Here is a 22,400-nt window from a genome sequence, read left to right on the forward strand (position 1 = left end):
TCCAATCGCCGAGGTATTTCCAGAGTGAACGTTATGAAAAATAACACACCCCGTCCGCGCGGTCGTCCCCGTGCCTTTGACCGGGATGAAGCGCTGGCGAAAGCCGCAGAAACCTTCTGGCGGCTGGGGTATGAGGGCGCGTCGATCGCCGATCTGACGGCGGCGATGGGGATCACGCCGCAAAGCCTCTATGCGGCGTTTTCGTCGAAGGCCGACCTCTACCGCGAGGCGCTGGCCTGGTATCAGGTGCATATCGGCGCCTGGGCGGTCGAAGCGCTTGCGGATCCGGATGTGGGGGCCGCGCTGACCCGCCTGCTGCGGGATGCGGCGCGGGAATTCACCCGGCCAGATCATCCGCATGGCTGCATGGTCTCGACCGCCGTGCTGACCTGCGCGGTCGAAAATGCGCCGGTGGCCCGCCACGTGTCGGGGCTGCGCGAGGCGACGATCGGCATCATCCGGGCGCGGATCGAACGGGGGATCGCCGAGGGGCAGTTCCGGCCCGACACCGATGCCGGGGCGCTGGCCCGGTTCGTCGGGGCGATGATCCAGGGCATGTCGGTTCAGGCGCAGGACGGCGCGTCCGAGGGCGCACTGGCGGCGCTGGCCGAACATGCGATTGCCGAGATCGCGCGCCGCCGGATGGAGAATCCGGACCGCTTGCCGCACCCGGCCAAGGGATTTATATAACCCGCATTATGGAAAGGAACGCCATGGCGCCGCGCGGCCGTCCCCGCAGCTTTGATCGCGAAAAGGCGCTGGAGCGCCTGATGGAGGTGTTCTGGTCGAAGGGCTATGAGGGCACGCAGGTCAGCGATCTGACCGCGGCGCTCAACATCGGCCCGCCGAGTTTCTATGCGGCTTTCGGCTCGAAGGAGGCGGCGTTTCTGGAGGCGGTGGATCTTTATATCGCCACGGTGGGCGCGGGGCCGATGCGGGCGCTGGCAGAGGCCCCGACGGCGCGGGAGGGCATTCGCGCGATGCTGCGGGGCAGTATCGACGTGGCGCTGACGGCCAAGCCCGGCGGCTGCATGCTGATCCTTGGCGCGGCGCATGGCGGGCCAGCGCGCAACTGTCTGATGGCCGCGCGCCGGGAGACGGTGGAGCATATCCGCGCGCGGCTGCGCCGGGGGATTGCGGAGGGGGAACTGCCCGCAGGCCCTGATCTCGCGGCCTTCTACCACGGCGTCATGCAGGCGATTTCGCATCAGGCGCGCGACGGAGCCACGCGCCCGGAACTGGAGGCGCTGATCGAACCGGCGATGGCCGCGCTCGCCTGACGCCTGCCATAACTCAACCGCGCCGGTGCAGGGCAAAGCCTGACGTGCCCGGCGCCTCAAGCCCCGGCTTGAGCTGCATCGTCGGGATCACATAGTCGCCGCCGTTCTGCTTCCGGTAGGGGATCGGGGCTGTCGTTTCGACGTCCCGCATCCGCTGGCGCAGGGCCTCCGCCGCCGCCTCGAAACGGGCGTCGTCGAAGCGGTCCGTGCTGTAGGTCACGAAGGATGGCAGAACGTCAAAGCCCGGATAATACAGGATATTATGGGTGATCGGGAACAGCAGGTCGTCGATCGGGCCGTTCACGCCGCGCGGCGAATAGTGTTCCTCCCAACCGCCTGCCGTCACGATCAGCATCGCGCGCTTGCCCGCCAGCGTGCCTTCGCCGAAACGGTCGCCCCACCGTGTGTCGCTATGCTCGCCGACACCATAGGCGAAGCCGTAGGCATAGACCCGATCGACCCAGCCCTTGAGGATCGCGGGCATCGCATACCACCACAGCGGGAAATGCAGGATCAGGAGATCGGCCCAGAGCAGCTTGTCGATCTCGGCCTTGACGTCATCGGTGAGCGTGCCGGTCGCGAAGGCGTGTTTCGATGCCGCGGCAGGCATCAGCCGGTCCTCGGTCAGGGCGGGGAAATCCGCGCGATCCACCTGCGCCTTCCAGTTCATGGCGTAGAGGTCCGAGACCCGGACCTCATGCCCGGCGGTTTCAAGCTCCCGGATCGCCACGTCGCGCAGCGCGGCGGACAGGGAGTGCGGTTCGGGATGGGCGAAGACGATGAGAACCTTCATGGGATGCACCTTTGTGATTGCGTCGCACAATCTAGGCGCGGAGCGATTGATCCGGTATCCTTGCAAAGCGGATAGGATAGTGCCGGAAAATGGATCAATCGAACGTCACGCTGGAACGGATGCGCAGCTTTGTCCGGGTTGCCGAACGCGGGAACCTCTCGGCTGTCGCGCGGGAGATGAACATCGGCCAGTCCAGCATCACCCGGCATCTGCGGGAGTTGGAAAGCGCCCTGGGCGTCGCGCTGCTGAGCCGGACCACGCGGCGCGTCACGCTGACCGAGGAGGGCCGCCGCTACTACGCCCATGCCGTGCAGATCCTGCGGCTTGTCGAGCAGGCGGGCGAGGAACTGCGCAGCGATGCGGCGGGTACGGTGCGGGTGTCCTGCACGGCGGCGCTTGGCGTGCGGCATGTCGCGCGGTTGATCTTTGCCTTTCAGGACCGCCATCCGGGGATCTCGGTCGATCTGAGCCTGACCGACGAACGGATCGACCTGGTGCGGGAGGGCGTGGACATCGCGCTGCGGCTCGGCCCGCTGGCCGACAGTTCGCTGAAGCTGCGGCCTTTGGGGGTGAGCCGGCGCGTTCTTGTTGCTGCGCCCGGCTATCTGGCGCGGCATGGGCGGCCAAAGGTGCCCGGGGATCTGGCGCGGCTCGACGCGATCCGGATGTCGAATATCGCCGGGGCGGATGTGCTGGTGCTGACCGGCCCGGAGGTGGTGCGCGTGCCCGTCACCGGGCGGCTGCGCGTCGATCACGGCCTTGCCGCGCTGGAGGCCTGTCTGGCCGGGCGCGGCTTCGCCCCCGCGCATCTGTGGCTGGTGGACGACCTGCTGGCCGACGGGCGGCTGGAGGTGATCCTGCCCGGTTACACCCCGCCGCCCGTGGCGCTGAACATGCTGATCGTCCCGGAACGGGCCGGGGTCGCGCGGATCCGGCTGCTGGTGGATTTCCTCGCGCGGGAGATGCGGGGCGTGCCCGGGATCGGGGGACCGCCCCTTACGACACGATAAGCCTTTCGGTGGCATACCAAAGCTGCGAGCGCTTCAGGTCGACGAAGCGCCGCTCATCCTCCATCACCAGGCGCAGGGCTTCGGCGCCTTCCGGCGTGGTTCTTGCCGCAAGATGCGCGTCGAGATCGTCCCACCACAGTTCCGCGCAGCCATCGAAGTCGACAGGCTCGGTGCCGCGTCCGCGCTCCAGGGCCGCCTGCACCGCGGTATCGGCCAGGGGGACGGACTGGACATAGCGCCGGATGCGCAATGCGCCCTGATATTTGCGGATGAGCGCCGCGTGTTCTTCCCGCCAGTGCATGTCGAACGCCGCGCGGCTAAGCCCGGGGAGGCGCCGGACACAGGAGATCATTTTCAGCATGGATTGTTTCCTTTGCATTTCGCGATGTCGCAGCCTACGCCTTGACAGCACTGTCAGGGTCAAGGGCATTTCATGAAGATCGGAGAACTGGCGCGACGGACAGGACTCAGTGAACGGATGCTGCGTTACTATGAGGATGAGGGCCTGCTGAAACCGGATCGGACGGCGGCCGGATATCGCGACTATTCCGAGGCGGATGTTGCGGTGGTGGAGCGGATCGCTCTGCTGAACGGGGCGGGGTTGCGGCTGAAAAGCATCGTCGGTCTGTTGCGATGCGCCATGCCCGGGGCGGGCGAACAGCCCTGCCCGGCGCTGCGAGACAGCGTTCTGGCCAAGATGGATGAGTTGGATCGGCAGATCGCGGACCTGAAGACGTGCCGCAGGATTCTGGCCGCTATCGTGAAGCCGGAGGGCGAACCGCATCGGTAGGGGCCGGTTCCGTCATGGCCGCAGCAGGATCTTGCCGGGGCTGTGGCCGGCGCGGACCCGTTCGAGAGCGGTGGCGGCTTCCGCCAGGGGCAGGATTTCGGCGATCCGAACGTGCAGCAACCCGCGCGCCGCGAGGTGGGTGGCCTGCTGCAATTCATCCTCGGGGTGCCGGACCCAGGGGATGCCTGCCGCCCGGGAATGTTCATCGCCCCATGCGGTGACGGCGCGGCCCGGCCGCAGGGCCACCGTCGCAGCCACCGAAGCGGCCCCGCCCACGGCATCGGCGCTGGCTGTGACCGGGCCGAGCTTGCGGATGGCGCCGATCATGTCGCCCCGATAATCCACCGGCTCGGCACCCAAGCGCCGCAGATAGTCATGGTTGGCGGGTGATGCCGTGCCGATCACCCGCGCACCGCGCGCAATGGCGACCTGCACGGCGGCGGAACCAACCGCCCCCGCAGCGCCATGAACCAGCAGCGTGTCGTCCCCGGTGATGTCGAGGTAATTGACCAGGGAATACCCCGCCACCGCCGAGGACGGCAGCCCCGCCGCCTGTTCGATGCTGATTTCCGGCGGACGGGTGACGATCTGCCGCGCATCGACCGCCAGATATTGCCGGAAGGTGCCCGCGCGGCTGCCCGACGTCACCGGCAGGCGGGCGCGGCTGTCCACGATCACGGCCTGCCCGGTGGTGAAGGGCGCGCCTGCGCCAACGGCCTCGATGATCCCGGTGCTGGCCCAACCGGGCGTGCCGGGAAAGGGCGCGGGATCGTGCCGGAAAAACCCGGCGACGAGTTTCCAGTCGATCGGATTCACCCCGATCATCTCGTTGCGCACCAGCACCTGTCCCGGCGCGGGGGTGGGGATGGCCTCGTCCTCCCATCGCAGGACTTCGGGGCCACCATGTTCGTAATAGACGATTCGTTTGCTCATGGGGCGAGGCTACAGCCTTACACCAATGTCAGAGTCAAACGCTATCTGGGGCTGGCCTCGATGATCGCGCTCAGCGCGGTGACCGAGGCGCGCAGCGTCGCGATGCGGTCCAGAAGGGCCTTCCGCTCGGCCTCCAGTTCGGCGCGGAGGTCGGCGCAGGAAAGCCGAAGCCCGTCGCGGTGCTGCATCATGCAGGGCAGGATGCGTTCGATCTTCTGCGTGCTCAGGCCCGCCGCCAGCAGGGCCTGAATCCGCTGCACCCGGACGACATCGGCATCGCCATAAACACGGTAGCCGCTGGTCAGGCGCTCCGGGCGCAAAAGGTGCTGTTCCTCGTAATAGCGCAGCGAACGGATGCTGACGCCCGTCCGCCGCGACAGTTCACCGATCCGCATTGCCGCCATTCCCTGACATTCGTGTCAGAGAATAACGGTGATGATGCCGAACTGCAATTGATCGTGGTCTGGGTTGCTGCCCGTTGCTGCGGTCAGATCGTCTTTATCGCGCCGCCATCGACGATATATTCGTGACCCGTCATGCTGATCGCGCGCGGCGAGGCAAGAAAGGCCACGAGGGAGGCGACGTCCTCGGGTTCGACAAGCCGGCCAGACTGGATGCCCGAGGCGGTTGCGAGGCCGGCCAGAAGGTCGGCATGGGACAATCCCTGCGCCGCCGCAACCGCCCCGCCAAAGCCTTGGGGATCGGTCCACATCGCCGTGCGCGCCGGTCCGGGCGAGACCGTTACCGCCCGCACCCCCTGGCTTCCAAACTCCTCGGCCAGCGCCTTGCCATAAGCGGTCAGGGCGGCTTTTGCCGTCGTATAGGGGGTAGGCCCCGCCTGCGGCATCCGGCCACCGATCGAAGAGATGTTGATGACGACCCCGCGCCGCCGGACAAGGCCCGGCAGGGCGGCCTTGCATGTGCGAACCGCGGAATGGAAATTCACGTCGAACATCCGCTGCCAGACGCCATCGTCCAACTGATCGAAGCTGCGGAGGTCCGCGACATCCCCGCCGCCGACATTGTTGACCAGAATGTCGATGTCACCATGCGCTTCCATTGCGGCCCGGACGGCGCGCGCCGGTCCGTCGGCGGTGGCGAGGTCGGCGGTCAGCACCATTGCCCCGCTTTCCGCCAGTTCGGGCGATATGTTGCGCGCGACGCCGATCACCGTGGCGCCTTCGGCGATCAGGGCACGGGTGATCGCAAGGCCGATCCCTTTGCTGGCCCCCGTGACCAGCGCAATCCGATCCGTTAGAAACAGGTCCATACTACTCTCCTGACACAAGAATCATGCACATACATGACGCGAATATATGGCTAATTGCAACATTCATGCTCCACTTACGGGGGCAACCGAACCGATGGCAGGGAACGCGCGTCCTCTGAGGGCGGATGCGGAACGCTCCGTCCGCGCGATTCTCGAAGCGGCGGAGCGTGTTCTGCGCGCTGATCCCGCTGCCAGTCTTGCGCAGATCGCGGAGGCGGCGGGCGTCGCCCGCACGACCATTCACCGCCGCTTCTCCAGCCGCGAAGCCTTGCTGGACGCGCTTCGGGCATGGTCGGTCGGGCAGTTCAACGCGGCGGTGGACGATGCCCGCCCCGAGGCGTCGCCGCCGATGGTGGCGCTCTATCAGCTTACCCTCAACATCCTGCGGGCGAAGATTGCCTGGTCCTATGGCATGGCGCAGGCGGAGAGGGCCGGGCCTGCGGTTCCCGAAATGCTTGCCGCCGTCACGGGCCGGTGCGAAAAGCTGTTCGAGCGCATGCAGGCGGCCGGGCTGATTACGGAAAACGCTGATCTGCATTGGGCGCTGCGGGTTTACCGCGCGCTGATCGCCGAGACGCTGCATGGTGAGAAGGCTTCCGGCGATGCAGATGCCGATGTGTTGGCAACCCGGATCGTGGCGACGCTGATGCAAGGGATTGGCACGGAAGCGGCCCGCCTTTAACAGCGGCCCGCCTCAGCGCCACAGTCGCAACTGGCTCTCCGATTGCAGCCCGTGGCCGCGCGTCAGAACCCTTCCAACGCGATCTTGCCCCGGGCCTTGCCGGATTCGATGAAGGCATGGGCGCGTTTGAGGGTTGCGGCATTGATCGGGCCGAGGGTTTCCGTAAGCGTGGTGCGGAGCGTGCCCTGATCGACCAGGCGCGCGACCTCGTTCAGCAGCGCGCCCTGTTCGGCCATGTCGGCGGTGCCGAACATGGAGCGGGTGAACATCATCTCCCAATGCACGGACACGCTTTTGCGCTTGAACGGCGTGATGTCGAGGGTGGGCAGGTCGTCGATCAGTGCGAGGCGGCCTTGCGGCGCGATCAGGTCCACGATTTCCGGCAGGTAATGGTCGCTGTGGGTGGTGGAGAACACGAACCCCGGCGCACCGAGGCCGAGCGCCGCGACCTGCGGAGCCAGCGGCTGCGTGTGGTCCACGACATGATCCGCGCCAAGCGCGCGGACCCAGGCATTCGTTTCCGGCCGCGAGGCGGTGGCGATCACGGTCAGGCCCGCCATCCGGGCAAGCTGGATGGCGATAGAGCCGACGCCGCCCGCCCCGCCGATGATCAGCACCGCATGCGCGGCCCCGGGAACGGCGCGCTTCACGTCCAGCCGGTCGAACAGCGACTCCCATGCCGTGATCGCGGTCAGCGGCAGCGCCGCCGCTTCGGCCCAGCCGAGGGACGCGGGTTTGTGCCCGGTGATGCGTTCGTCCACCAGTTGGAATTCGGCATAGCTGCCGGGGCGGATGATCGAACCCGCGTAGAACACTTCGTCGCCGGGTTTGAACAGGGTGGCCTCCGGCCCGGCCTCAACCACGATCCCGGCGGCGTCCCAGCCCAGCACACGCCAGCCCTCCGGCTGGACATTCGCGCGGACCTTCACATCCACCGGATTGACGGAAATCGCCTTGATCTGAACCAGCAGGTCGCGCCCCGCAGGCGCCGGGCGCGGCAGGTCGATGTCCACCAGCGAATTGTCATCCGTGATGGGAAGCGGGGTCTTGTAGCCAATGGCGCGCATCTTTGTCTCCTGTCGATGTTTCGCAACAGGTGACGCGGCGGCGCATTTTGCGCAAGAACGCACATGAATTGCACATAGTGTTGAAAAGGATACTGTGGATCAGCCGCGCCGCCAGGATCCGTGGGGCAATTCGACATCGCGCTGCGCCTGTGCCAGCGCGGCGGCCAGCCCGGCACGATCCAGGGGGATGCAATAGGCGGGCTTTGCCCGCTCGAACCGCCAACTGTCGGCCAGCGAACCGGCGTCCAGCGTATCGAAGCCGAACTGATCCTGAAGCGCCGCGACGATACGTTTCGCCTCCGCGTCATCGCCCGCAATCGGCAGGGCACGGCGGCCCGCCAAAGGCGCGGGCGTATCAAAGTCCGTCGCCAGGATGGCATTGAACGCCTTCACCACCCGGGACCGGGGAAAATGCGCGGCCACCAGGGCGCTTGTGGTGGTCTCGTGCCGGTCGAGCGCGGCGATCCGGCCATCGCGGTCGGGATAGTAATTGTTGGTATCCACGATGATTTTCCCGGCCAGAGGCGCCGGGTCGATCTGAAACAGATGGGTGAAGGGCACGGTGACCACGACGACCTCGCCAAAGCGCGCGGCCTGTGCGGCGGTGGCGACGGCACAGCCGATCCGCTGGCCGAGTTCCGTCAACGTCTCCGGGCCGCGCGAATTGCTGATCGTGACCTGATGCCCGGCGCGAACCGCGAGCCGGGCGAGCGCCTGACCGATATGTCCTGCGCCGATGATGCCGATCTTCATGGTGATCTTCCTATCCGGTAGCGGATTGTCTAGTATGTCCGAAAATATCTGTAGTCCCGAAAAGGATACCACTGCAATGCCCCGCCCGCCGCATGACCGTTTCGATTGCAGCCCCGGATGCCCGGTCGAGGCGACGCTTGCGCTGATCGGTGGCAAGTGGAAGGGCGTGGTGCTGTGGCACCTGCTGCAAGGCACGCTGCGCTTCAACGAAATCCGCCGCCAATTGCCGAACATCACGCAACGGATGCTGACCAACCAGTTGCGCGAACTGGAAACGGACGGCTTCGTGATCCGCAAGGTCTACCCGGAAGTGCCGCCGAAGGTGGAATACAGCCTGTCCGCGCGGGGCCGGAGCCTTGAGCCGGTGATCCTCGCGCTGAAGGCCTGGGGTGAGGCGCACGTCGAAAGGGTGGGATGAGCGCGGGGCGGGGCCCCGCGCGGATGAACCGCTCAGATACTGCCCGCGCGTTCGATGACCAGAACGCGGACGGCGCCGATGGGGTGGGCGACATGCGCATCGCCTTCGGTGGCGTGAAAGATGTCGCCCGGAAGCAGCCGGTGAACCACCACGGCCCCGTTTTCGCGCGCGTGCATGTCGACCGCGCCGTCCAGCACGACAAAGACTTCCGGCCCATCGTTGACGTGCCACTTGTAGGGCTGATCGGTCCAATGCAGGCGAACGGTGGTTTCCCCCGAAAACCGTTCGATCTCCATTGCCTCCCACGCCCGGCTGCCTGAAAAGTCCTGCGGTGAAATCTTGCGCATCCGTGCCTCCTGTGTTGAGGCGATCAGAGCAGAAAGCCCCGCCGGGGTCACCTTGCGCAGCGCTGTGAAACGCCTGCCAAACGTCGGGAGTAGCATGGACATCGACCGCACCAACAAACGCATCCTGGCCCTGCTCGAAGCCGATGGCCGCAGGAGCGCGGCGGCGATCGGCCGCGACATCGGCCTGTCCCGGCCCGCGGTTCAGGAGCGGATCGCCGCGATGGAGCGGGCAGGCATCATTCAGGGCTATCGCGCCGTGATCGCCGGGCCGGGGCTGGTGCAGGCCGTCCTGTTCGTCCAGATCGCGGTGCGCCCCTGTGACACCGCCCTGCGCTGGATCCAGTCGCTGGAGGGGGTGGCTTCGGTGATGTCGCTCGCCGGAGAGGTGGATGCGCTGGTCTCGGTGGCCGTGCCGACGATGGCGGATATTTCGGTGCTGAACGACAGGATCACGGGCTCGCCGCTGATCCTGTCGGTGCGGAGTCAGGCCGTGCTGCGGCGCTATGGCGACCATGAGGCGGAGCGGCCGGGCAGACAATGACACCGGCCGGTATTGGCCCTTCGGTTTTCGGGCGCGGGGCCGGATCGCGGCCTCAACCCTGATGTTCTGACCAGCGCGCGGATGTGACCATGTGATAATATATGTGATTATATGTTGACATGTGAGAGGCTCATAATCAAAACTTCACAAAGTTTCATGTGGAGGAATCATGGAGCATTCAGCATATCGGGTTTGCGTCATCGGCCTTGGCTCTATGGGCTTTGGTGCCGCAATGTCCTGTATTCGCGCAAAACTTGATACTTTCGGCGTTGACCTTGATCCGCAACACTGTGCGGACCTGCGGGCTGCGGGCGCCATTGCCGCCGGGCCGGTATGTGAAAATCCGGAAGATCTGGATGCCGTTCTGTTACTTCTTGTGAATTCGGCGCAATGCCGGGCGGTGTTGTTTGGCCCGAACGGCCTTGCCCCCCGGCTGAAGCCCGGCACGGCGGTCATGGTCTCCTCGACGATTTCGGTCGCCGATGCGCGGGAGATCGCGGCGGAGCTGTCGGGCTATGGGCTCGAAGTGCTGGACGCGCCGGTTTCGGGCGGCGCGGCCAAGGCCGATGCGGGCGAGATGACGGTCATGGCGGCGGGCAGCCGCGCGGCCTTCGACAGGCTGCGGCCGGTGCTCGATGCGGTCGGGGGCAAGGTCTATGACCTCGGCGAGGAGATCGGCAAGGGCGCGACGGTCAAGATCATCCACCAGCTTCTGGCGGGTGTGCATATCGCCGTGGGGGCCGAGGCGATGGCGCTGGCCGCGCGGGCGGGGATTCCGCTCGATACGATGTATGACGTGGTGACCCATGCGGCGGGCAACAGCTGGATGTTCGAGAACCGCATGAAACATGTCGTCGATGGCGACTATACGCCGAAATCGGCGGTGGACATCTTCGTCAAGGATCTGCGGCTGGTGACGGAAACCGGGCTTGCGCTGAATTTTCCGCTGCCGCTGGCCACGACGGCCTATTCGATGTTCGCCAACGCCTCGAACGCGGGCTATGGCAAGGAAGACGATGCCGCGGTCATCAAGACCTTCGCGGGCATCGCGCTTCCCTGAGGAGGACACATGCTTCTGGGCGTGATCGCAGATGATTTCACCGGCGCGACGGATATTGCCGGTTTCCTTCAGGGCAACGGGCTGCGGACCCTGCAACTCAACGGCGTTCCGGCGGCGGATCTGGCGGTGGAGGCCGATGCGGTCGTCATCAGCCTGAAGAGCCGGTCCTGCCCACCCGCGGAGGCGGTGGCCGACAGCCTCGCCGCGCTCGACTGGCTGCGGGCGCGGGACTGTGCGCAGGTCTTCTTCAAATACTGCTCGACCTTCGACAGCACGCCGAAGGGCAATATCGGCCCGGTGACGGATGCGCTGCTCGATGCGCTTGGCGAGGATTTCACCGTGATCTGCCCGGTTCTGCCGGTCAATGGCCGCACGATCTACAACGGCTACCTGTTCGTGAACGACGTGCCGCTGAACGAATCCGGCATGCGGAACCATCCCGTTACGCCAATGACCGATGCCAATATCATGCGGGTGATGGAGGCGCAGTCGCGTGGCCGGGCGGGCAATGTGCCCAGCCGGATCCTCGACAAGGGGGTGGAGGCGGTGCGCTCGGCGCTGGACGCGCTGCGGGCGGCCGGGGTGCGCTATGCCGTTCTCGATGCGCTGAACGACCGTCATCTGGAGGTGATGGGGGCGGCGGTGCAGGGGATGCGGCTGGTCACCGGCGGCTCCGGGCTGGCCGATGGCATGGCGCGGCACTGGCGGACCGGGCGGACGGCGGCGGTCGAGCCGGTGGTCCGTGGCCCGGCGGTGGTGCTTTCGGGGTCGTGCTCGCAGATGACGAATGCGCAGGTCGCGGCCTATCGGGCCGAGGCGCCCGCGATGGCGGTGGATGTCGACCGCGCCATCACCGGCGATGCGGCGGCCTATGCCGACGACCTGACGCATTGGGTTCTGGCGCATCAGGGCGGGCTGGCGCCGCTGGTCTATGCGACGATGCCGCCCGACGCGCTTCGGCAGGTGCAGGACCGCCACGGCGCCGCGCGCGCCAGCGAACGGATCGAGCATCTGTTCGCCCTGCTCGCACAGCGGCTGGAGGCGGGCGGCGTCGTGCGCTTCATCGTCGCCGGGGGCGAGACCTCGGGTTCGGTGACGCAGGCGCTGGACATTCCGGGCTTTGCCATCGGCGCGCAGATTGCGCCGGGCGTGCCATGGGTGCGGGCGGTGGGCAAACCGCTGGCGCTCGCGCTGAAATCCGGGAATTTTGGGGCCGAGCGTTTCTTCTTCGACGCTCAGTCCGTTGCCGATGGGAGCCATTGAGATGCCGCGTTTTGCCGCGAACCTGTCCATGATGTTCACCGAAGTGCCCTTCATCGAGCGTTTCGGCCGGGCCGCCGCCGCCGGGTTCGAGGCGGTGGAATTTCTGTTCCCCTATGCCCATACGCCCGAAGAGGTCGCGGCGGAGGTAACGAAGCACGGGCTGACCGTCGCGCTGTTCAACATGCCGCCGGGCGACTGGGAGGCGGGTGAGCGCGGCATGGCCGCGATCCCGGGCCGCGAGGCGGAGTTCCGCGCCAATATCGACATCGCGCTGCGCTATGCGCAGGCGCTCGGCTGCAAGACGCTGCACGCCATGTCCGGGATCACCGGGGGGATGGACCGCGCCGCCTGCGAGGCGACCTTCGTCGAGAACTTCCGCCATGCCGCCGACCGTCTGGCCCCGCATGGCATCACCGTTCTGGTCGAGCCGATCAACAGCCGCAACATGCCGGGCTATTTCATCGCCCATCAGATGGATGCGCTGGCGCTGCTGGACCGGGTGGACCGGCCGAATGCGAAGGTACAGCTCGACCTTTACCATGCGCAGATCATGGACGGCGACCTGACCCGGCTGATCCAGAAGATGAAGGGCCGCTTCAGCCATGTGCAACTGGCCTCGGTGCCCGAACGCCATGAGCCGGACGAGGGCGAACTGAACTATCCGCACCTTTATGCCGTGCTGGATGCCGAAGGGTATGACGGCTGGATCGGCTGCGAATACAACCCGCGCGGTGTGACCGAGGACGGCCTCGGCTGGTTCGCGCCCTGGCGGTCCCGGCAATGATCCCGGCGGAGCGCCAGTCCCTGATCGTGCGCGCGCTGACCAACCGCGGGGTGGTCAGCATCACCGATCTGGCCGACCAGCTGGGCGTGTCGCACATGACGATCCGGCGCGACATCCGCGCGCTGGAGGAGCAGGGCCGGGCGACCTCGGTCGCGGGCGGGGCGCAACTGCCCGAACGGATCTTCAGCGAGCCGTCGCACCTGACCAAGGCCGCGCTGTTTCACGCGCAGAAGCGGGCGATCGGCCGGCTGGCGGCGGGCTTCGTGCAGCCCGGGATGGTGGTCTATCTCGATGCCGGCACGACGATCCTTGAGGTCGCGCATGGCCTGGCGGGGCGCGGAGACCTGACCATCGTCACCAATGATTTCGTCATCGCCGCCTTCATCGCACAGGAAACCTCCTGCCCGCTGTGGCACACCGGCGGCTTCGTCGAGCGCGAGAACCAGTCCTGCGTCGGCGAGGCCGCGGCCGAGGCGATCCGGCGGTTCAACTTCGACATCGCCTTCCTGTCCACCTCGTCCTTCGGGCCGCGCGGGGTCTCCACGCCGTCCGAAACCAAGGTCGCGGTCAAGCGTGCCGTGGCCGAAAGTGCGCACCAGCGCGTGCTGGTCACCGACAGCAGCAAATACGGCCGGATCGCCACCTTCCAGGCACTGCCGCTGAACATGCTGACGGCGGTCGTCACCGATCCCGCGCTGCCCGAAAGCGCGCATGACACCATCACCGAACGGGGGATCTCGCTGCATCTGGCCGAGGTTCCCGCTGTCTCGCCGGAGGAGAATCCAGAATGAAAATCGTCATCACCGGCGGCGCCGGTTTCCTGGGCAGCCGCCTGATCCGTGCCCTGCTGGCCGCGCGGGGGCAGAACGGCGTGCCGGAGTTCGACACCATCACCTCGGTCGATCTGGTGCCCTGTCCGGTCGCGGATGCGCGGGTGACCTCCGCCGTGGGGGACATCGCCAATCCGGCCTTCGCGGCCAGTGTGATCACACCGGGCACCGTCGCCGTCTATCACATGGCCGCCGTGCTCAGCGGCCAGTCCGAGGCCGAGTTCGACACCGGCATGCGCGTCAACCTCGACGGCACCCGCGCCCTGCTCGAAGCCGCGCGGGCGACGGGCGATGTGCCGCGCTTCGTCTTCAGCTCCTCGCTCGCGGTGTTCGGCGGCGAAATGCCGGAGGTCGTGCCGGAGACCTTGGCGCTAAAGCCGCAGTCCTCCTACGGCGCGGAAAAGGCGATCGGCGAGATGCTGGTGTGCGAATATTCCCGCAAGGGCTTCGTCGATGGCCGTGTCTGCCGCCTGCCGACGATCGTCGTGCGCCCGGGCAAGCCGAATTCGGCGGCCTCGTCCTTTGCCAGCGGCATCATCCGCGAACCGCTCGCCGGGATCCCCTCCAACAACCCGGTGCCGCCCGAAACCCGGATGTGGCTGTCCTCGCCCGATGCGGCGGTGGCGAACCTCGTGCATGCGGTGGCGGTGAGCGGGGACGCCATCGGCGCGGACCGGGTGCTGAACCTGCCGGGCCTGACCGTCACCGTGGCCGAGATGCTCGACAGTCTGGAACGGATCGCCGGGCCCGAGGTGCGCGCGCTGGTCGCGGCGGAGCCGGAACAGCGGGTGATCGACATCGTGTGTTCCTGGCCCGGCGCCTTCGACGTGACCCGCCCGCGCGCGCTCGGTTTCACCGCCGATGCCGATTTCGACGCCGTGGTGCGCCAGTACCGCGACGAATTCGCGCCGGGGGTCGGGGCATGACCGAAGCCGAACTGCGCACCCTTTTGGTCGAACTCGGGGCGAGCCTGTTCGCCCGGGGCTATTCGGTCGGCAGCGCGGGCAATATCAGCGTCCGGCTTGAGGACGGCTTCCTGATCACGCCGACGAATTCCTCGCTCGGGCGGCTGACGGCGGAGCGGATCAGTAAGCTGGACCGGAACTGGACCCATGTCGGCGGCGACAAACCGTCGAAAGAGGTGTTCATGCACCGCGCCGTGCTGACCGCGCGGCCCGAGGCGGGCGCGGTGGTGCATCTGCATTCCACCTATGCCACGGCGGTAAGCTGCCTCGACCTCGGCGAGGGTCGGCGCCCGATCGCGCCGCTGACGCCCTATTTCGTCATGCGCGTCGGTCGCCACCTGCCGGTCGTGCGCTACTACCGGCCGGGGGATCCGGCCATGGAGCAGGACATCCATGAAGCCGCGCTCGGCGCCCGCGCGCTGCTGCTCGCCAATCATGGCTCGGTCGTGTCGGGGAAGACCCTCACCGATGCCGTCTATGCGGCCGAGGAACTGGAAGAAAGCGCGAAGCTCGCCCTGATGCTGGAGGGCAAGGCCACGCGCGAACTGACGCCTGAGCAGATCGAGGAGCTGCTCAGCACCTTCAAGTAACCTTTTCAAGGGGGAGAGAGAATGACCACCACGCACACCGCTTCGGCGGTGCCGGATGCGCATGCCGATTTCACATATCGCAAGGTCGCGTTCCGCATCATGCCGATCCTGTTCGTCGGCTATATCATCGCCTATCTGGACCGGGTGAACGTCGGCTTCGCCAAGCTCCAGATGGCGGATCAACTGGGCTTCAGCGAGGCGGTCTATGGCCTCGGCGCGGGGCTGTTCTTCATCGGCTATTTCTTCTTCGAGGTGCCCAGCAACATCTTGCTGCACAAACTGGGCGCCCGGCTGTGGATCGCCCGGATCATGGTGACCTGGGGCATCCTGTCGGCGCTTTTCGTCTTCGTCGAGACGGAATGGCAGTTCTATGTGCTGCGCTTCCTGCTCGGCGCGGCGGAGGCGGGCTTCTACCCGGGGGTGATCCTCTATCTGACCTACTGGTTCCCCTCGCACCGGCGCGCGAAGATGTTCGCGCTGTTCCAGATGGGCAGCCCGGCGGCGGGGATCTTCGGCAACCCGCTTTCCGGCTGGATCATGGATGCGTTCCACGGCGTCGGATCGTGGCAGGGCTGGCAGTGGATGTTCCTGATCGAGGCGATCCCGGCGCTGGTTCTGGGCGTCATCATCCTGCTCTATCTGGACAATTCGGTGAAAGGCGCGAAATGGCTCAACGATGACGAGAAGGCGATGATCGCGCGCGACATCGCGGCCGATGGCGCGGGCAAGGCCGAACATCACTCGCTGCGCGAGTTGATCCGGATCCCGATGCTGTGGGTGATGGCGCTGATCTATTTCTGCTTCGTCATGGGCCAATATGGCCTGACCCTGTGGATGCCGACGCTGATCAAGGCTTCGGGCGTGCAGAGCAACCTGATGATCGGCCTGCTGGGCGCGATCCCGTTCATCTGCGCGATCGTCGCGATGGCGATCTTCAGCCGCAGCGCCGACCGCCACCGCGAGCGTCGCTGGCATCTGGTGGTGCCCGCGCTGATCGGGGCGGTGGGCTTCATCGTCGCGGCGACGGCATCGAGCACGACGGTCTCGATCATCTTCCTGTCGCTGGCGGCGGCGGGCGTGCTGTCCTGCGCCCCGCTGTTCTGGTCGCTGCCGACCGCCATCCTGAGCGGCGGCGCCGCGGCGGCGGGCATCGCCCTGATCAACTCGGTCGCCAATCTGGCGGGCTTCCTCAGTCCCTACATGATCGGCATCCTGCGCGACATCACCCATTCCTCGGCGATCGGGATGTATGTGCTGGCGGGGTTCCTGCTGGCGGGCGCGGCGATCGTGCTGCGCATTCCCGCCGGGACCGTCAACCGTTAAGACCTGCGACCGGGGGGCCACCTCCCGGTCGTGACACGGACCGGAAACCGTCACACCCGGCGGTAATGGACCGGTTTCGGCCTGTCCTCGCCGGGTCGGAATCGGCAGCCATACCCCGCGCCCAGATCAACCGGCCGTCTAGGTCGTAGGCGATAGGGGAGCGAGCTTCGCCACGCGATAGCTGCGGCGGTGCGGATAGCAGATCTACGGAGACGGCACGGAATCTCGGTTTCAAGATGCCGGCATTCGAGATGGACGCGATCCGGATGCTGTTTTGCGACCATATCCCGGCCCTGGGAACGGTGCAGTTTGTCAGGAATCGGGACATTTCGGATTTTCTCGACGCGCCGCTGATCCATACGCCATCCCTGAACGGAATGTCCCGCGCCGCGTGGGTCTTTCTCAACACCTGTCTGATTTCGCCGAGGATCGGCTCCGGCTTGGGCGGTTATTTCGACAGCGGTCGAGGCCGGAGGCTAATGCGTTCTATCTGTGCAGTCATGGTCGGGCTTCGGCCAATGCGCGATTGTTTGAGGATCGGAAAATGCTGCCTTGATTTTGCATCAGGCCCGGATTCGCTATTCCGTCGGAGCTTGCGCCCCAAATGACTTCAATGCGCAAACCCGGCGGAAGACCGCCGGGTTTGTTTGAGTTCCGCCTCAGCTACGCGGCTTGAGGTTTTCCGGATCGTAAAGCGGCGCATAGCCGACGCCCGCCACTTCGACCGGATAGGTTTCGTCGAAATAGGTGACGTTCAGCTTGCGGCCGACCTGACAATAGTCCCACGGCAGATAGGCCAGCATGATGTTCTTGCCGATCGTCGGGCCGAACGCCTGTGACGTCGTATAGGACCGGCGACCGAGCGCATCGACCAGAACCTCGCCGGTTTCCGGATCCATTACCGGCATCGTATTCACCGGATAGCGGGCGACCCCTTTGCTGTCGATATTGTCGGTCATCACCAGCGTGCAAAGCATCGCCGGCTGATGATCGCGGGCGCGGTATTCCAGATGCTTTGCCTTGCCACGGAAATCCGCCTCCTTGACCTTGGGGCGCGCCAGATCGGCCTCGTAAAGGTTGTATTGCGTGTGCAGATCGGCGTTCTGCAAGCGCAGGGATTTCTCCAGCCGCCGCGAATTGGCATAGGTTTCGACCCCCACCGCCATTACGCCCACGCCGCGCAGCGCATCCCAGACGGCCAGACCGTCGGCATAGGGCATATGCAGTTCCCACCCCTGTTCGCCGACATAGGAAATGCGGAATGCCATCACCTTCTTGCCCGCAATCTCGATGGTGCGGATCGCCGCAAAGGGGAAATTCGCGGCCTCAAGCCCTTCCGGATCCGCGACCACCTTTTTCAGGTTCTCCCGCGCATTCGGCCCCCAAATGCCGATGGTGGTGAAATCCTCGGTCACATCGGTGATGGTGACGTCCAGCCCCCGGTCCTGCGCCATCCGCTTCATATACATCAGGTCGCGCGGACCGGCATCGGCACCATTCACCAGACGGCAGCGGTCCTCCATCCGGAACACGGTAAAGTCGGCGCGGACATTGCCCTCGTCATCCAGCATATGGGTGTAGATGCCCTTGCCGATATTGCCATCCCCGCCGATCTTCGCCGCACAAAGATATTCCAGCAGCGCAACATGATCCGGACCGGAAATATCGGTCATGTGGAAATGCGACAGGTTGATGATGCCACAATCCGCACTCATCTCCAATTGCTCGGCATTGGACACGCGCCAGAAATGGCGATTGTCCCACTCCGCCGCGCGAACCGGAACCTGCGCCGCGTATTTCTCCAGCAGATGTTCATTGGCGGCATAGCCATGCGCCCGTTCCCAACCGCCCAATTCCATGAAATAGCCGCCCAATTCGACTTCGCGTTCGTAGAACGGCGAGCGGCGGATCCCCCGGCCATTGCCGAAGGGCTCGCGCGGGTGGACCGGCGGGTTGTAGATCTTGGCGGCGGTTTCGGTGCAGCGACCCCAGATGAAATCCTCGGTCAGTTGAAAGTCCTGGAACCGCGCATAGTCGATGCCGTGATGGTCGATATGGGTGCGCCCGTCGGTCATCCAGTCGGCGATCAGCTTGCCCATGCCCGGCGCGTCCTTGACCCAGATCGCCACCGCATACCACAGGCCCCGCAGCTTGCGGCTTTCGCCCATCGACGGCCCGCCATCGGTGGTGGTCTGCAACAGGCCGTTGAACGAATGGCTTTCGTTGAATCCCAGATCCGCCAGGATCGGCGTCAATTCAATCGCCTTTTCCAAAGGTTCGATCACGTCATCCAGAACCAGATCGCGCTGCGAAGGCGACAGTCGGGCCTGATCCTTTTCCAGAATGTCGCGCGGATGCACCAGACGGGGGTTCGTTTCGTAGTAATAGCCCCATTCCATCTGGCCGCCTTCGGTGGTGGCCGGATCGCCGGTGTCGCGCATATAGGCGGAGTTGCCCTGATCGCGCAGCAGCGGCCAGCCGATTTCCTTGCCGGTGCCCGCGAATTCGTCATAGGGACCGAAGAAGGTCAGCGGGTGATCGACCGGCATCACCGGCAGATCCTCGCCCGCCATTTCCGCGATCAGCCGCCCCCAGAGCCCGGCGCAAACCACGACATGATCCGCCATGATCGTGCCGCGGGTGGTCTTCACGCCCTTGATCCGGCCGTTTTCGATAATCAGCGACAGCGCCGGGGTATTGGCGAAGGCGCGCAGCCTGCCGGTCTTTTCGGCCGCATCCACCAGCTTGCCCGCCACGGTCTGCGAACGCGGAATGACCAGACCCGCATCCGGATCCCACATCGCGCCCTGAATCTGATCTTCCTCCAGCAGCGGGAATTTCGCCTTGGTCTCGGCGGGAGAAATCATCCGCACCCGAGTGCCGAAGGCGCGGCCGGAATCGCAGCGGCGCTTGAGCTCCTCCATCCGGCCATCATCGCCGACGCGCGCCACCTCAAGCCCGCCGACGCGCGCGTAATGGCCCATTTTTTCGTAGAAATCGACCGAGTAGAGCGTGGTCCAGGTGCTGAGCAGATCGTGGCTGGTGCAGTAGCAGAAATCCGAGGCATGACCCGTCGAGCCGATATCGGTCGGGATGCCGGATTTGTCGATACCGACGATATTGTCCCAGCCGCGCTCGATCAGGTGATGGGCGACCGAGGCGCCGACGATGCCGCCAAGGCCCACGATGACGACATCGGCGCGTTCAGGAAAGGATGACATGGCTGATCCCATTGGTTCGAGTGTTTGCGTCAGAGTAAACGCGAAACGGGCCGCTGCTGTAGCTCAACCGGCATTCACCGTGCGATCCGCGACCATTCCGCGCCCTGCGGAACGAAAATTGCCAGAGGTGCCGGGCGGCCAGCGGGATCATGATCGCCATCGGGCACCGCGGAAATGACCCGTGCCCTTTACGCCGCTCCGCCGAAATCGACATCCCCGACAAGGCGCTTTTCGCCGTCGCGGACCACCATGTGAACGGGGGAGCCCTGACCCCGTGTCGGCGCCGGGCGCTGGTCGTCGAGACGCCCGGGGAGTGGCGGTGGATCATGTCGCGTGCCGCATACCGCCCGGCATGACCGTCGGCCCGGGTCAGTTCTCCCCGCGCAACCCCGAGTACAATCGGCACGTTCCCTGAACCGGCGCCGGAACATGCGTCATATCCATCAGCGCACGGCCTCACACCGGTGCCGGTGGATTTCCTGTATGGGGTCGAAGTATACGTCGTATTCGAGCGTTTCTTGCCCCGCAAGCTGGTCTCGAACGTCGCGGTTCTGTCGGCTGGTGCGGAGCACCGGGTCGGTCTCAGGCGTATCGGGACAGGAACTTTGCGGCGAAGGATCGGCCAGAGCTTCATCGGGATCATCGGCCTCGGGCAGCCTTGCCTTTGGCCCGCGCGGAAAAGACGACCCGCCAAACCTGCGGATGGCAAGTCGCTGTGGTGGCGGCATAGCCTGCTGAGGCATATGATCCTCGCGGCGATATTGACGGGGCGGGCGGCAAAGAAAATCTCCAGGCGCCTTACCGCCCTCATGCGGGATATCCGCGATCCGCCGAGACGGAGGAAGGCCAGGAAAACGCCGCCAGAACCCCCACAAGCCCATCAGTGAGCGCATATGCAGCCGAAGCCTCCTCTGGCGATGACCGACCATGACCCACCCGCGAGGACTGGCTGGAGGCCCGCGAACGCGACATGACCCATCAACTCGACACGCTGCGTGTCGAGCGGCGGCAGATGCCTTGGGTCCGCATCGACAAGCCCTATCGCTTCATGGGGCCCGACGGCGAGGTAACGCTGGCCGACCTGTTCGGAACCCACAGCCAGCTCGCCGTCTATCACTTCATGCTGGCGCCGAGATCGGAGCATGTCTGCTCGGGCTACGCTTCGTCGCCGATCATATCGACGCCGCCCGGCGGCATTTCGCGCAGGCTGACCTGGCCTTCGCCGCCATCTCGCGCGCGCCGATCCGGCAGATCGAAGAGGTCCGCAGCGCATGGGCTGGCGCTTTCCCTGCCTGTCGTCGGAGAACAGTGATTTCACTACGACTTCGGCGTGTCCTTCACCGACGAGGACCGCGCCGCGGGCCGGGCGATCTACAATTACGGATCGGTGATCGAGAAGAGCCCCGACATGCACGGCGTCAGCCTCTTCGCGCGCGAGGACGGCTATATCTTCCTCAGCTATTCCACCGACCAGCGCAGCGTGGAACTGCTGATGGGCGCGTTCAACTGGCTGGACCTCCCTCCAAAGGGCCTGGGCGGAGCGGGGGGATGGGTTTTGTGGCGCATGGTGAAGGGCGCTATTGGGCGCTGTGCATTTCGCGGTAAGTTCCGGGCGAGATGCCGAAGCGTTTCTGGAACAGGCGCGGGAGCCTTGTGGTCGGGAGCAGACCCAGCTGCACGGCGGCCTGCTTCAAGGGCAGGCCGCGCGACAGCAGTATGCGGGCGGCGTCCAGCCGCAGGGTCTCGACGAACTGGCCGGTGGCGGCGGTGAACTTGCGGTGGAAGCTGCGCCCGGCGCGGGCGGCGAGGGTCGGCACGTCCAGCGGCGCGTGCGGGTTGGCCTAGATCCAGCCGATCAGATCCGCGAAGGGACTGTCGGCCCGCGCCTGCGCCGACAGCACCGGGCTGAACTGCGACTGGTTCCCCGGCCGGCGTGCGTAAGGCCCCAGCCGCTGCGCCACCTCGGCCACGATGCCCGCATCCAAGTCGCGGGTCACCATCGCCAGCGCGACGGTTGGGCGGATGGCCGACCTCTGGGAGCTGGAGGCGACTGTCGGGGGCAGAGGCCCGTGCCGCGGCGCGCCAGACCGTATCGGCCCCCATCGTCTCCGGGATTTTCACGCTCTGGCAGCAGACCCTGCCGCGCATCTCCGGCAAATCGAAGCTGGCCGAGGCCATGCGCTATGCCATCTCCCGCCGCGAGTTCTTCGAGCGCTTCCTCACCGATGGCCTGGTCGAACTGGACTCGAACATCGCCGAGCGCGCCATCAGACCCCAGACGATCACACGGAAGAACAACCTGTTCGCCGGGTCAGATGGTGGTGGCCGCACATGGGCAACCATCGCCCCCCTTCTGCAAACCTGCCGGATGAACAGCGTCGATCCGACCGCCTGGCTCACCCAGACCCTCACCCGCATCGCAAACCAATGGCCGGGCGCCAATCTCGACGCACTCATGCCCTGGAATTGCAGAACCTGAA

The 22,400-nt window shown here is 65.7% G+C and carries 26 protein-coding genes and 2 pseudogenes; 17 read left to right on the plus strand and 11 right to left on the minus strand.

Features of this window, described 5'->3' with window-relative positions; genetic code table 11:
* Positions 1-33 precede the first annotated feature (33 nt).
* A complete protein-coding gene (locus QM789_RS20585) occupies positions 34-690 on the plus strand; it encodes a TetR/AcrR family transcriptional regulator (RefSeq protein ID WP_420353705.1) in 657 nt (218 codons plus the stop codon).
* A gap of 23 nt (positions 691-713) precedes the next feature.
* Entirely contained in the window at positions 714-1,280 is a 567-nt protein-coding gene (locus tag QM789_RS20590) for a TetR/AcrR family transcriptional regulator (RefSeq protein ID WP_420353706.1), read from the plus strand.
* Positions 1,281-1,293: 13 nt separating this feature from the next.
* Here the strand turns inward: QM789_RS20590 and QM789_RS20595 are convergent, their stop codons facing one another.
* A complete protein-coding gene (locus QM789_RS20595) occupies positions 1,294-2,073 on the minus strand; it encodes an NAD(P)H-dependent oxidoreductase (RefSeq protein WP_420353707.1) in 780 nt (259 codons plus the stop codon).
* Between the two features lie 89 nt (positions 2,074-2,162).
* On the opposite strand from QM789_RS20595, the gene QM789_RS20600 reads away from it, so the two are divergent.
* On the plus strand, positions 2,163-3,083 hold the full coding sequence (locus QM789_RS20600) for a LysR family transcriptional regulator (RefSeq protein ID WP_420353708.1): 921 nt from the start codon (positions 2,163-2,165) through the stop codon (positions 3,081-3,083).
* Here QM789_RS20600 and QM789_RS20605 read toward each other — a convergent pair.
* Entirely contained in the window at positions 3,070-3,444 is a 375-nt protein-coding gene (locus QM789_RS20605; protein WP_420353709.1) for an EthD domain-containing protein, read from the minus strand. The genes QM789_RS20600 and QM789_RS20605 overlap by 14 nt on opposite strands.
* A gap of 72 nt (positions 3,445-3,516) precedes the next feature.
* Between QM789_RS20605 and QM789_RS20610 the strand changes: the two genes are divergently transcribed.
* Entirely contained in the window at positions 3,517-3,873 is a 357-nt protein-coding gene (locus tag QM789_RS20610) for a MerR family transcriptional regulator (RefSeq protein ID WP_420353710.1), read from the plus strand.
* 12 nt (positions 3,874-3,885) lie between these two features.
* Here the strand turns inward: QM789_RS20610 and QM789_RS20615 are convergent, their stop codons facing one another.
* The 3 genes from QM789_RS20615 to QM789_RS20625 form a co-directional block, all read right to left on the minus strand.
* On the minus strand, positions 3,886-4,806 hold the full coding sequence (locus tag QM789_RS20615) for an NADP-dependent oxidoreductase (RefSeq protein WP_420353711.1): 921 nt from the start codon (positions 4,804-4,806) through the stop codon (positions 3,886-3,888).
* 41 nt (positions 4,807-4,847) lie between these two features.
* The gene (locus QM789_RS20620; protein WP_420353712.1) at positions 4,848-5,201 is read right to left on the minus strand and encodes a MerR family transcriptional regulator; all 354 of its coding nucleotides are present in this window, start codon (positions 5,199-5,201) and stop codon (positions 4,848-4,850) included.
* Positions 5,202-5,293: 92 nt separating this feature from the next.
* A complete protein-coding gene (locus tag QM789_RS20625; RefSeq protein ID WP_420353713.1) occupies positions 5,294-6,076 on the minus strand; it encodes an SDR family NAD(P)-dependent oxidoreductase in 783 nt (260 codons plus the stop codon).
* A gap of 94 nt (positions 6,077-6,170) precedes the next feature.
* Between QM789_RS20625 and QM789_RS20630 the strand changes: the two genes are divergently transcribed.
* Positions 6,171-6,758: a TetR/AcrR family transcriptional regulator gene (locus QM789_RS20630; protein ID WP_420353714.1), complete on the plus strand. Its 588-nt coding sequence runs from the start codon at positions 6,171-6,173 to the stop codon at positions 6,756-6,758.
* 62 nt (positions 6,759-6,820) lie between these two features.
* On the opposite strand, the gene QM789_RS20635 is transcribed toward QM789_RS20630, so the two are convergent.
* Together QM789_RS20635 and QM789_RS20640 are read right to left on the minus strand one after the other, a co-directional pair.
* Positions 6,821-7,825 carry a zinc-binding alcohol dehydrogenase family protein gene (locus tag QM789_RS20635; protein ID WP_420353715.1) on the minus strand — a complete coding sequence of 335 codons (1,005 nt, stop codon included), beginning with the start codon at positions 7,823-7,825 and terminating at the stop codon, positions 6,821-6,823.
* A 99-nt stretch (positions 7,826-7,924) separates the two neighbouring features.
* Positions 7,925-8,578, minus strand: a complete 654-nt coding sequence (locus QM789_RS20640; RefSeq protein ID WP_420353716.1) for an NADPH-dependent F420 reductase — start codon at positions 8,576-8,578, stop codon at positions 7,925-7,927.
* Between the two features lie 76 nt (positions 8,579-8,654).
* Between QM789_RS20640 and QM789_RS20645 the strand changes: the two genes are divergently transcribed.
* Entirely contained in the window at positions 8,655-8,996 is a 342-nt protein-coding gene (locus QM789_RS20645) for a winged helix-turn-helix transcriptional regulator (protein ID WP_420353717.1), read from the plus strand.
* A 32-nt stretch (positions 8,997-9,028) separates the two neighbouring features.
* Here QM789_RS20645 and QM789_RS20650 read toward each other — a convergent pair whose 3' ends face one another.
* The gene (locus QM789_RS20650) at positions 9,029-9,343 is read right to left on the minus strand and encodes a cupin (RefSeq protein WP_420353718.1); all 315 of its coding nucleotides are present in this window, start codon (positions 9,341-9,343) and stop codon (positions 9,029-9,031) included.
* A gap of 94 nt (positions 9,344-9,437) precedes the next feature.
* Here QM789_RS20650 and QM789_RS20655 point away from each other — a divergent pair, with 94 nt between their 5' ends.
* From QM789_RS20655 to QM789_RS20690, 8 genes are all read left to right on the plus strand, one after another.
* The gene (locus QM789_RS20655) at positions 9,438-9,884 is read left to right on the plus strand and encodes an Lrp/AsnC family transcriptional regulator (protein ID WP_420353719.1); all 447 of its coding nucleotides are present in this window, start codon (positions 9,438-9,440) and stop codon (positions 9,882-9,884) included.
* A gap of 169 nt (positions 9,885-10,053) precedes the next feature.
* The gene (ltnD, locus tag QM789_RS20660) at positions 10,054-10,944 is read left to right on the plus strand and encodes an L-threonate dehydrogenase (RefSeq protein ID WP_420353720.1); all 891 of its coding nucleotides are present in this window, start codon (positions 10,054-10,056) and stop codon (positions 10,942-10,944) included.
* Between the two features lie 9 nt (positions 10,945-10,953).
* Positions 10,954-12,207, plus strand: coding sequence for a 3-oxo-tetronate kinase (gene otnK, locus QM789_RS20665; RefSeq protein ID WP_420353721.1), 1,254 nt, complete (start codon positions 10,954-10,956; stop codon positions 12,205-12,207).
* Between the two features lies 1 nt (position 12,208).
* Positions 12,209-12,991 (plus strand): 2-oxo-tetronate isomerase, encoded by a 783-nt coding sequence (otnI, locus tag QM789_RS20670; protein ID WP_420353722.1) that lies wholly within the window; start codon positions 12,209-12,211, stop codon positions 12,989-12,991.
* Entirely contained in the window at positions 12,988-13,782 is a 795-nt protein-coding gene (locus QM789_RS20675) for a DeoR family transcriptional regulator (protein ID WP_420353723.1), read from the plus strand. Before otnI ends, QM789_RS20675 begins: the two co-directional genes overlap by 4 nt.
* Positions 13,779-14,747, plus strand: coding sequence for a D-erythronate dehydrogenase (denD, locus tag QM789_RS20680; RefSeq protein ID WP_420353724.1), 969 nt, complete (start codon positions 13,779-13,781; stop codon positions 14,745-14,747). The genes QM789_RS20675 and denD overlap by 4 nt, the downstream gene beginning before the upstream one ends.
* Positions 14,744-15,376 (plus strand): aldolase, encoded by a 633-nt coding sequence (locus QM789_RS20685; RefSeq protein WP_420353725.1) that lies wholly within the window; start codon positions 14,744-14,746, stop codon positions 15,374-15,376. The genes denD and QM789_RS20685 overlap by 4 nt, the downstream gene beginning before the upstream one ends.
* Positions 15,377-15,397: 21 nt before the next feature.
* Entirely contained in the window at positions 15,398-16,699 is a 1,302-nt protein-coding gene (locus QM789_RS20690) for an MFS transporter (RefSeq protein ID WP_420353726.1), read from the plus strand.
* 659 nt (positions 16,700-17,358) lie between these two features.
* Here QM789_RS20690 and QM789_RS20695 read toward each other — a convergent pair.
* Positions 17,359-19,920, minus strand: coding sequence for a GcvT family protein (locus QM789_RS20695; protein ID WP_420353727.1), 2,562 nt, complete (start codon positions 19,918-19,920; stop codon positions 17,359-17,361).
* A gap of 949 nt (positions 19,921-20,869) precedes the next feature.
* On the opposite strand from QM789_RS20695, the gene QM789_RS20700 reads away from it, so the two are divergent.
* Positions 20,870-21,232, plus strand: coding sequence for a DUF899 family protein (locus QM789_RS20700; protein ID WP_420353968.1), 363 nt, complete (start codon positions 20,870-20,872; stop codon positions 21,230-21,232).
* A gap of 12 nt (positions 21,233-21,244) precedes the next feature.
* A pseudogene (locus QM789_RS20705) lies at positions 21,245-21,451 on the plus strand (DUF899 family protein); the annotation flags it as partial.
* Between the two features lie 46 nt (positions 21,452-21,497).
* On the opposite strand, the gene QM789_RS20710 reads toward QM789_RS20705, so the two are convergent.
* Both QM789_RS20710 and QM789_RS20715 read right to left on the minus strand, forming a co-directional pair.
* The gene (locus QM789_RS20710; protein ID WP_420353728.1) at positions 21,498-21,737 is read right to left on the minus strand and encodes a helix-turn-helix domain-containing protein; all 240 of its coding nucleotides are present in this window, start codon (positions 21,735-21,737) and stop codon (positions 21,498-21,500) included.
* A gap of 24 nt (positions 21,738-21,761) precedes the next feature.
* A complete protein-coding gene (locus QM789_RS20715; RefSeq protein WP_420353729.1) occupies positions 21,762-21,917 on the minus strand; it encodes a hypothetical protein in 156 nt (51 codons plus the stop codon).
* Between the two features lies 1 nt (position 21,918).
* On the opposite strand from QM789_RS20715, the pseudogene QM789_RS20720 reads away from it, so the two are divergent.
* Positions 21,919-22,399: pseudogene (locus QM789_RS20720) on the plus strand (IS66 family transposase); the annotation flags it as partial.
* Position 22,400 lies beyond the last annotated feature (1 nt).

Source organism: Paenirhodobacter sp., from assembly GCF_047600745.1.
Lineage (GTDB): Bacteria > Pseudomonadota > Alphaproteobacteria > Rhodobacterales > Rhodobacteraceae > Rhodobacter.

What these genes read in the sequence shown, in the direction of transcription:
- QM789_RS20585 (WP_420353705.1), top strand. Translation starts at nt 34, where the DNA reads ATGAAAAATAACACACCCCGTCCGCGCGGTCGTCCCCGTGCCTTTGAC.
- QM789_RS20590 (WP_420353706.1), top strand. Translation starts at nt 714, where the DNA reads ATGGCGCCGCGCGGCCGTCCCCGCAGCTTTGATCGCGAAAAGGCGCTG.
- QM789_RS20595 (WP_420353707.1), bottom strand. Translation starts at nt 2,073, where the DNA reads ATGAAGGTTCTCATCGTCTTCGCCCATCCCGAACCGCACTCCCTGTCC.
- QM789_RS20600 (WP_420353708.1), top strand. Translation starts at nt 2,163, where the DNA reads ATGGATCAATCGAACGTCACGCTGGAACGGATGCGCAGCTTTGTCCGG.
- QM789_RS20605 (WP_420353709.1), bottom strand. Translation starts at nt 3,444, where the DNA reads ATGCTGAAAATGATCTCCTGTGTCCGGCGCCTCCCCGGGCTTAGCCGC.
- QM789_RS20610 (WP_420353710.1), top strand. Translation starts at nt 3,517, where the DNA reads ATGAAGATCGGAGAACTGGCGCGACGGACAGGACTCAGTGAACGGATG.
- QM789_RS20615 (WP_420353711.1), bottom strand. Translation starts at nt 4,806, where the DNA reads ATGAGCAAACGAATCGTCTATTACGAACATGGTGGCCCCGAAGTCCTG.
- QM789_RS20620 (WP_420353712.1), bottom strand. Translation starts at nt 5,201, where the DNA reads ATGCGGATCGGTGAACTGTCGCGGCGGACGGGCGTCAGCATCCGTTCG.
- QM789_RS20625 (WP_420353713.1), bottom strand. Translation starts at nt 6,076, where the DNA reads ATGGACCTGTTTCTAACGGATCGGATTGCGCTGGTCACGGGGGCCAGC.
- QM789_RS20630 (WP_420353714.1), top strand. Translation starts at nt 6,171, where the DNA reads ATGGCAGGGAACGCGCGTCCTCTGAGGGCGGATGCGGAACGCTCCGTC.
- QM789_RS20635 (WP_420353715.1), bottom strand. Translation starts at nt 7,825, where the DNA reads ATGCGCGCCATTGGCTACAAGACCCCGCTTCCCATCACGGATGACAAT.
- QM789_RS20640 (WP_420353716.1), bottom strand. Translation starts at nt 8,578, where the DNA reads ATGAAGATCGGCATCATCGGCGCAGGACATATCGGTCAGGCGCTCGCC.
- QM789_RS20645 (WP_420353717.1), top strand. Translation starts at nt 8,655, where the DNA reads ATGCCCCGCCCGCCGCATGACCGTTTCGATTGCAGCCCCGGATGCCCG.
- QM789_RS20650 (WP_420353718.1), bottom strand. Translation starts at nt 9,343, where the DNA reads ATGCGCAAGATTTCACCGCAGGACTTTTCAGGCAGCCGGGCGTGGGAG.
- QM789_RS20655 (WP_420353719.1), top strand. Translation starts at nt 9,438, where the DNA reads ATGGACATCGACCGCACCAACAAACGCATCCTGGCCCTGCTCGAAGCC.
- ltnD (WP_420353720.1), top strand. Translation starts at nt 10,054, where the DNA reads ATGGAGCATTCAGCATATCGGGTTTGCGTCATCGGCCTTGGCTCTATG.
- otnK (WP_420353721.1), top strand. Translation starts at nt 10,954, where the DNA reads ATGCTTCTGGGCGTGATCGCAGATGATTTCACCGGCGCGACGGATATT.
- otnI (WP_420353722.1), top strand. Translation starts at nt 12,209, where the DNA reads ATGCCGCGTTTTGCCGCGAACCTGTCCATGATGTTCACCGAAGTGCCC.
- QM789_RS20675 (WP_420353723.1), top strand. Translation starts at nt 12,988, where the DNA reads ATGATCCCGGCGGAGCGCCAGTCCCTGATCGTGCGCGCGCTGACCAAC.
- denD (WP_420353724.1), top strand. Translation starts at nt 13,779, where the DNA reads ATGAAAATCGTCATCACCGGCGGCGCCGGTTTCCTGGGCAGCCGCCTG.
- QM789_RS20685 (WP_420353725.1), top strand. Translation starts at nt 14,744, where the DNA reads ATGACCGAAGCCGAACTGCGCACCCTTTTGGTCGAACTCGGGGCGAGC.
- QM789_RS20690 (WP_420353726.1), top strand. Translation starts at nt 15,398, where the DNA reads ATGACCACCACGCACACCGCTTCGGCGGTGCCGGATGCGCATGCCGAT.
- QM789_RS20695 (WP_420353727.1), bottom strand. Translation starts at nt 19,920, where the DNA reads ATGTCATCCTTTCCTGAACGCGCCGATGTCGTCATCGTGGGCCTTGGC.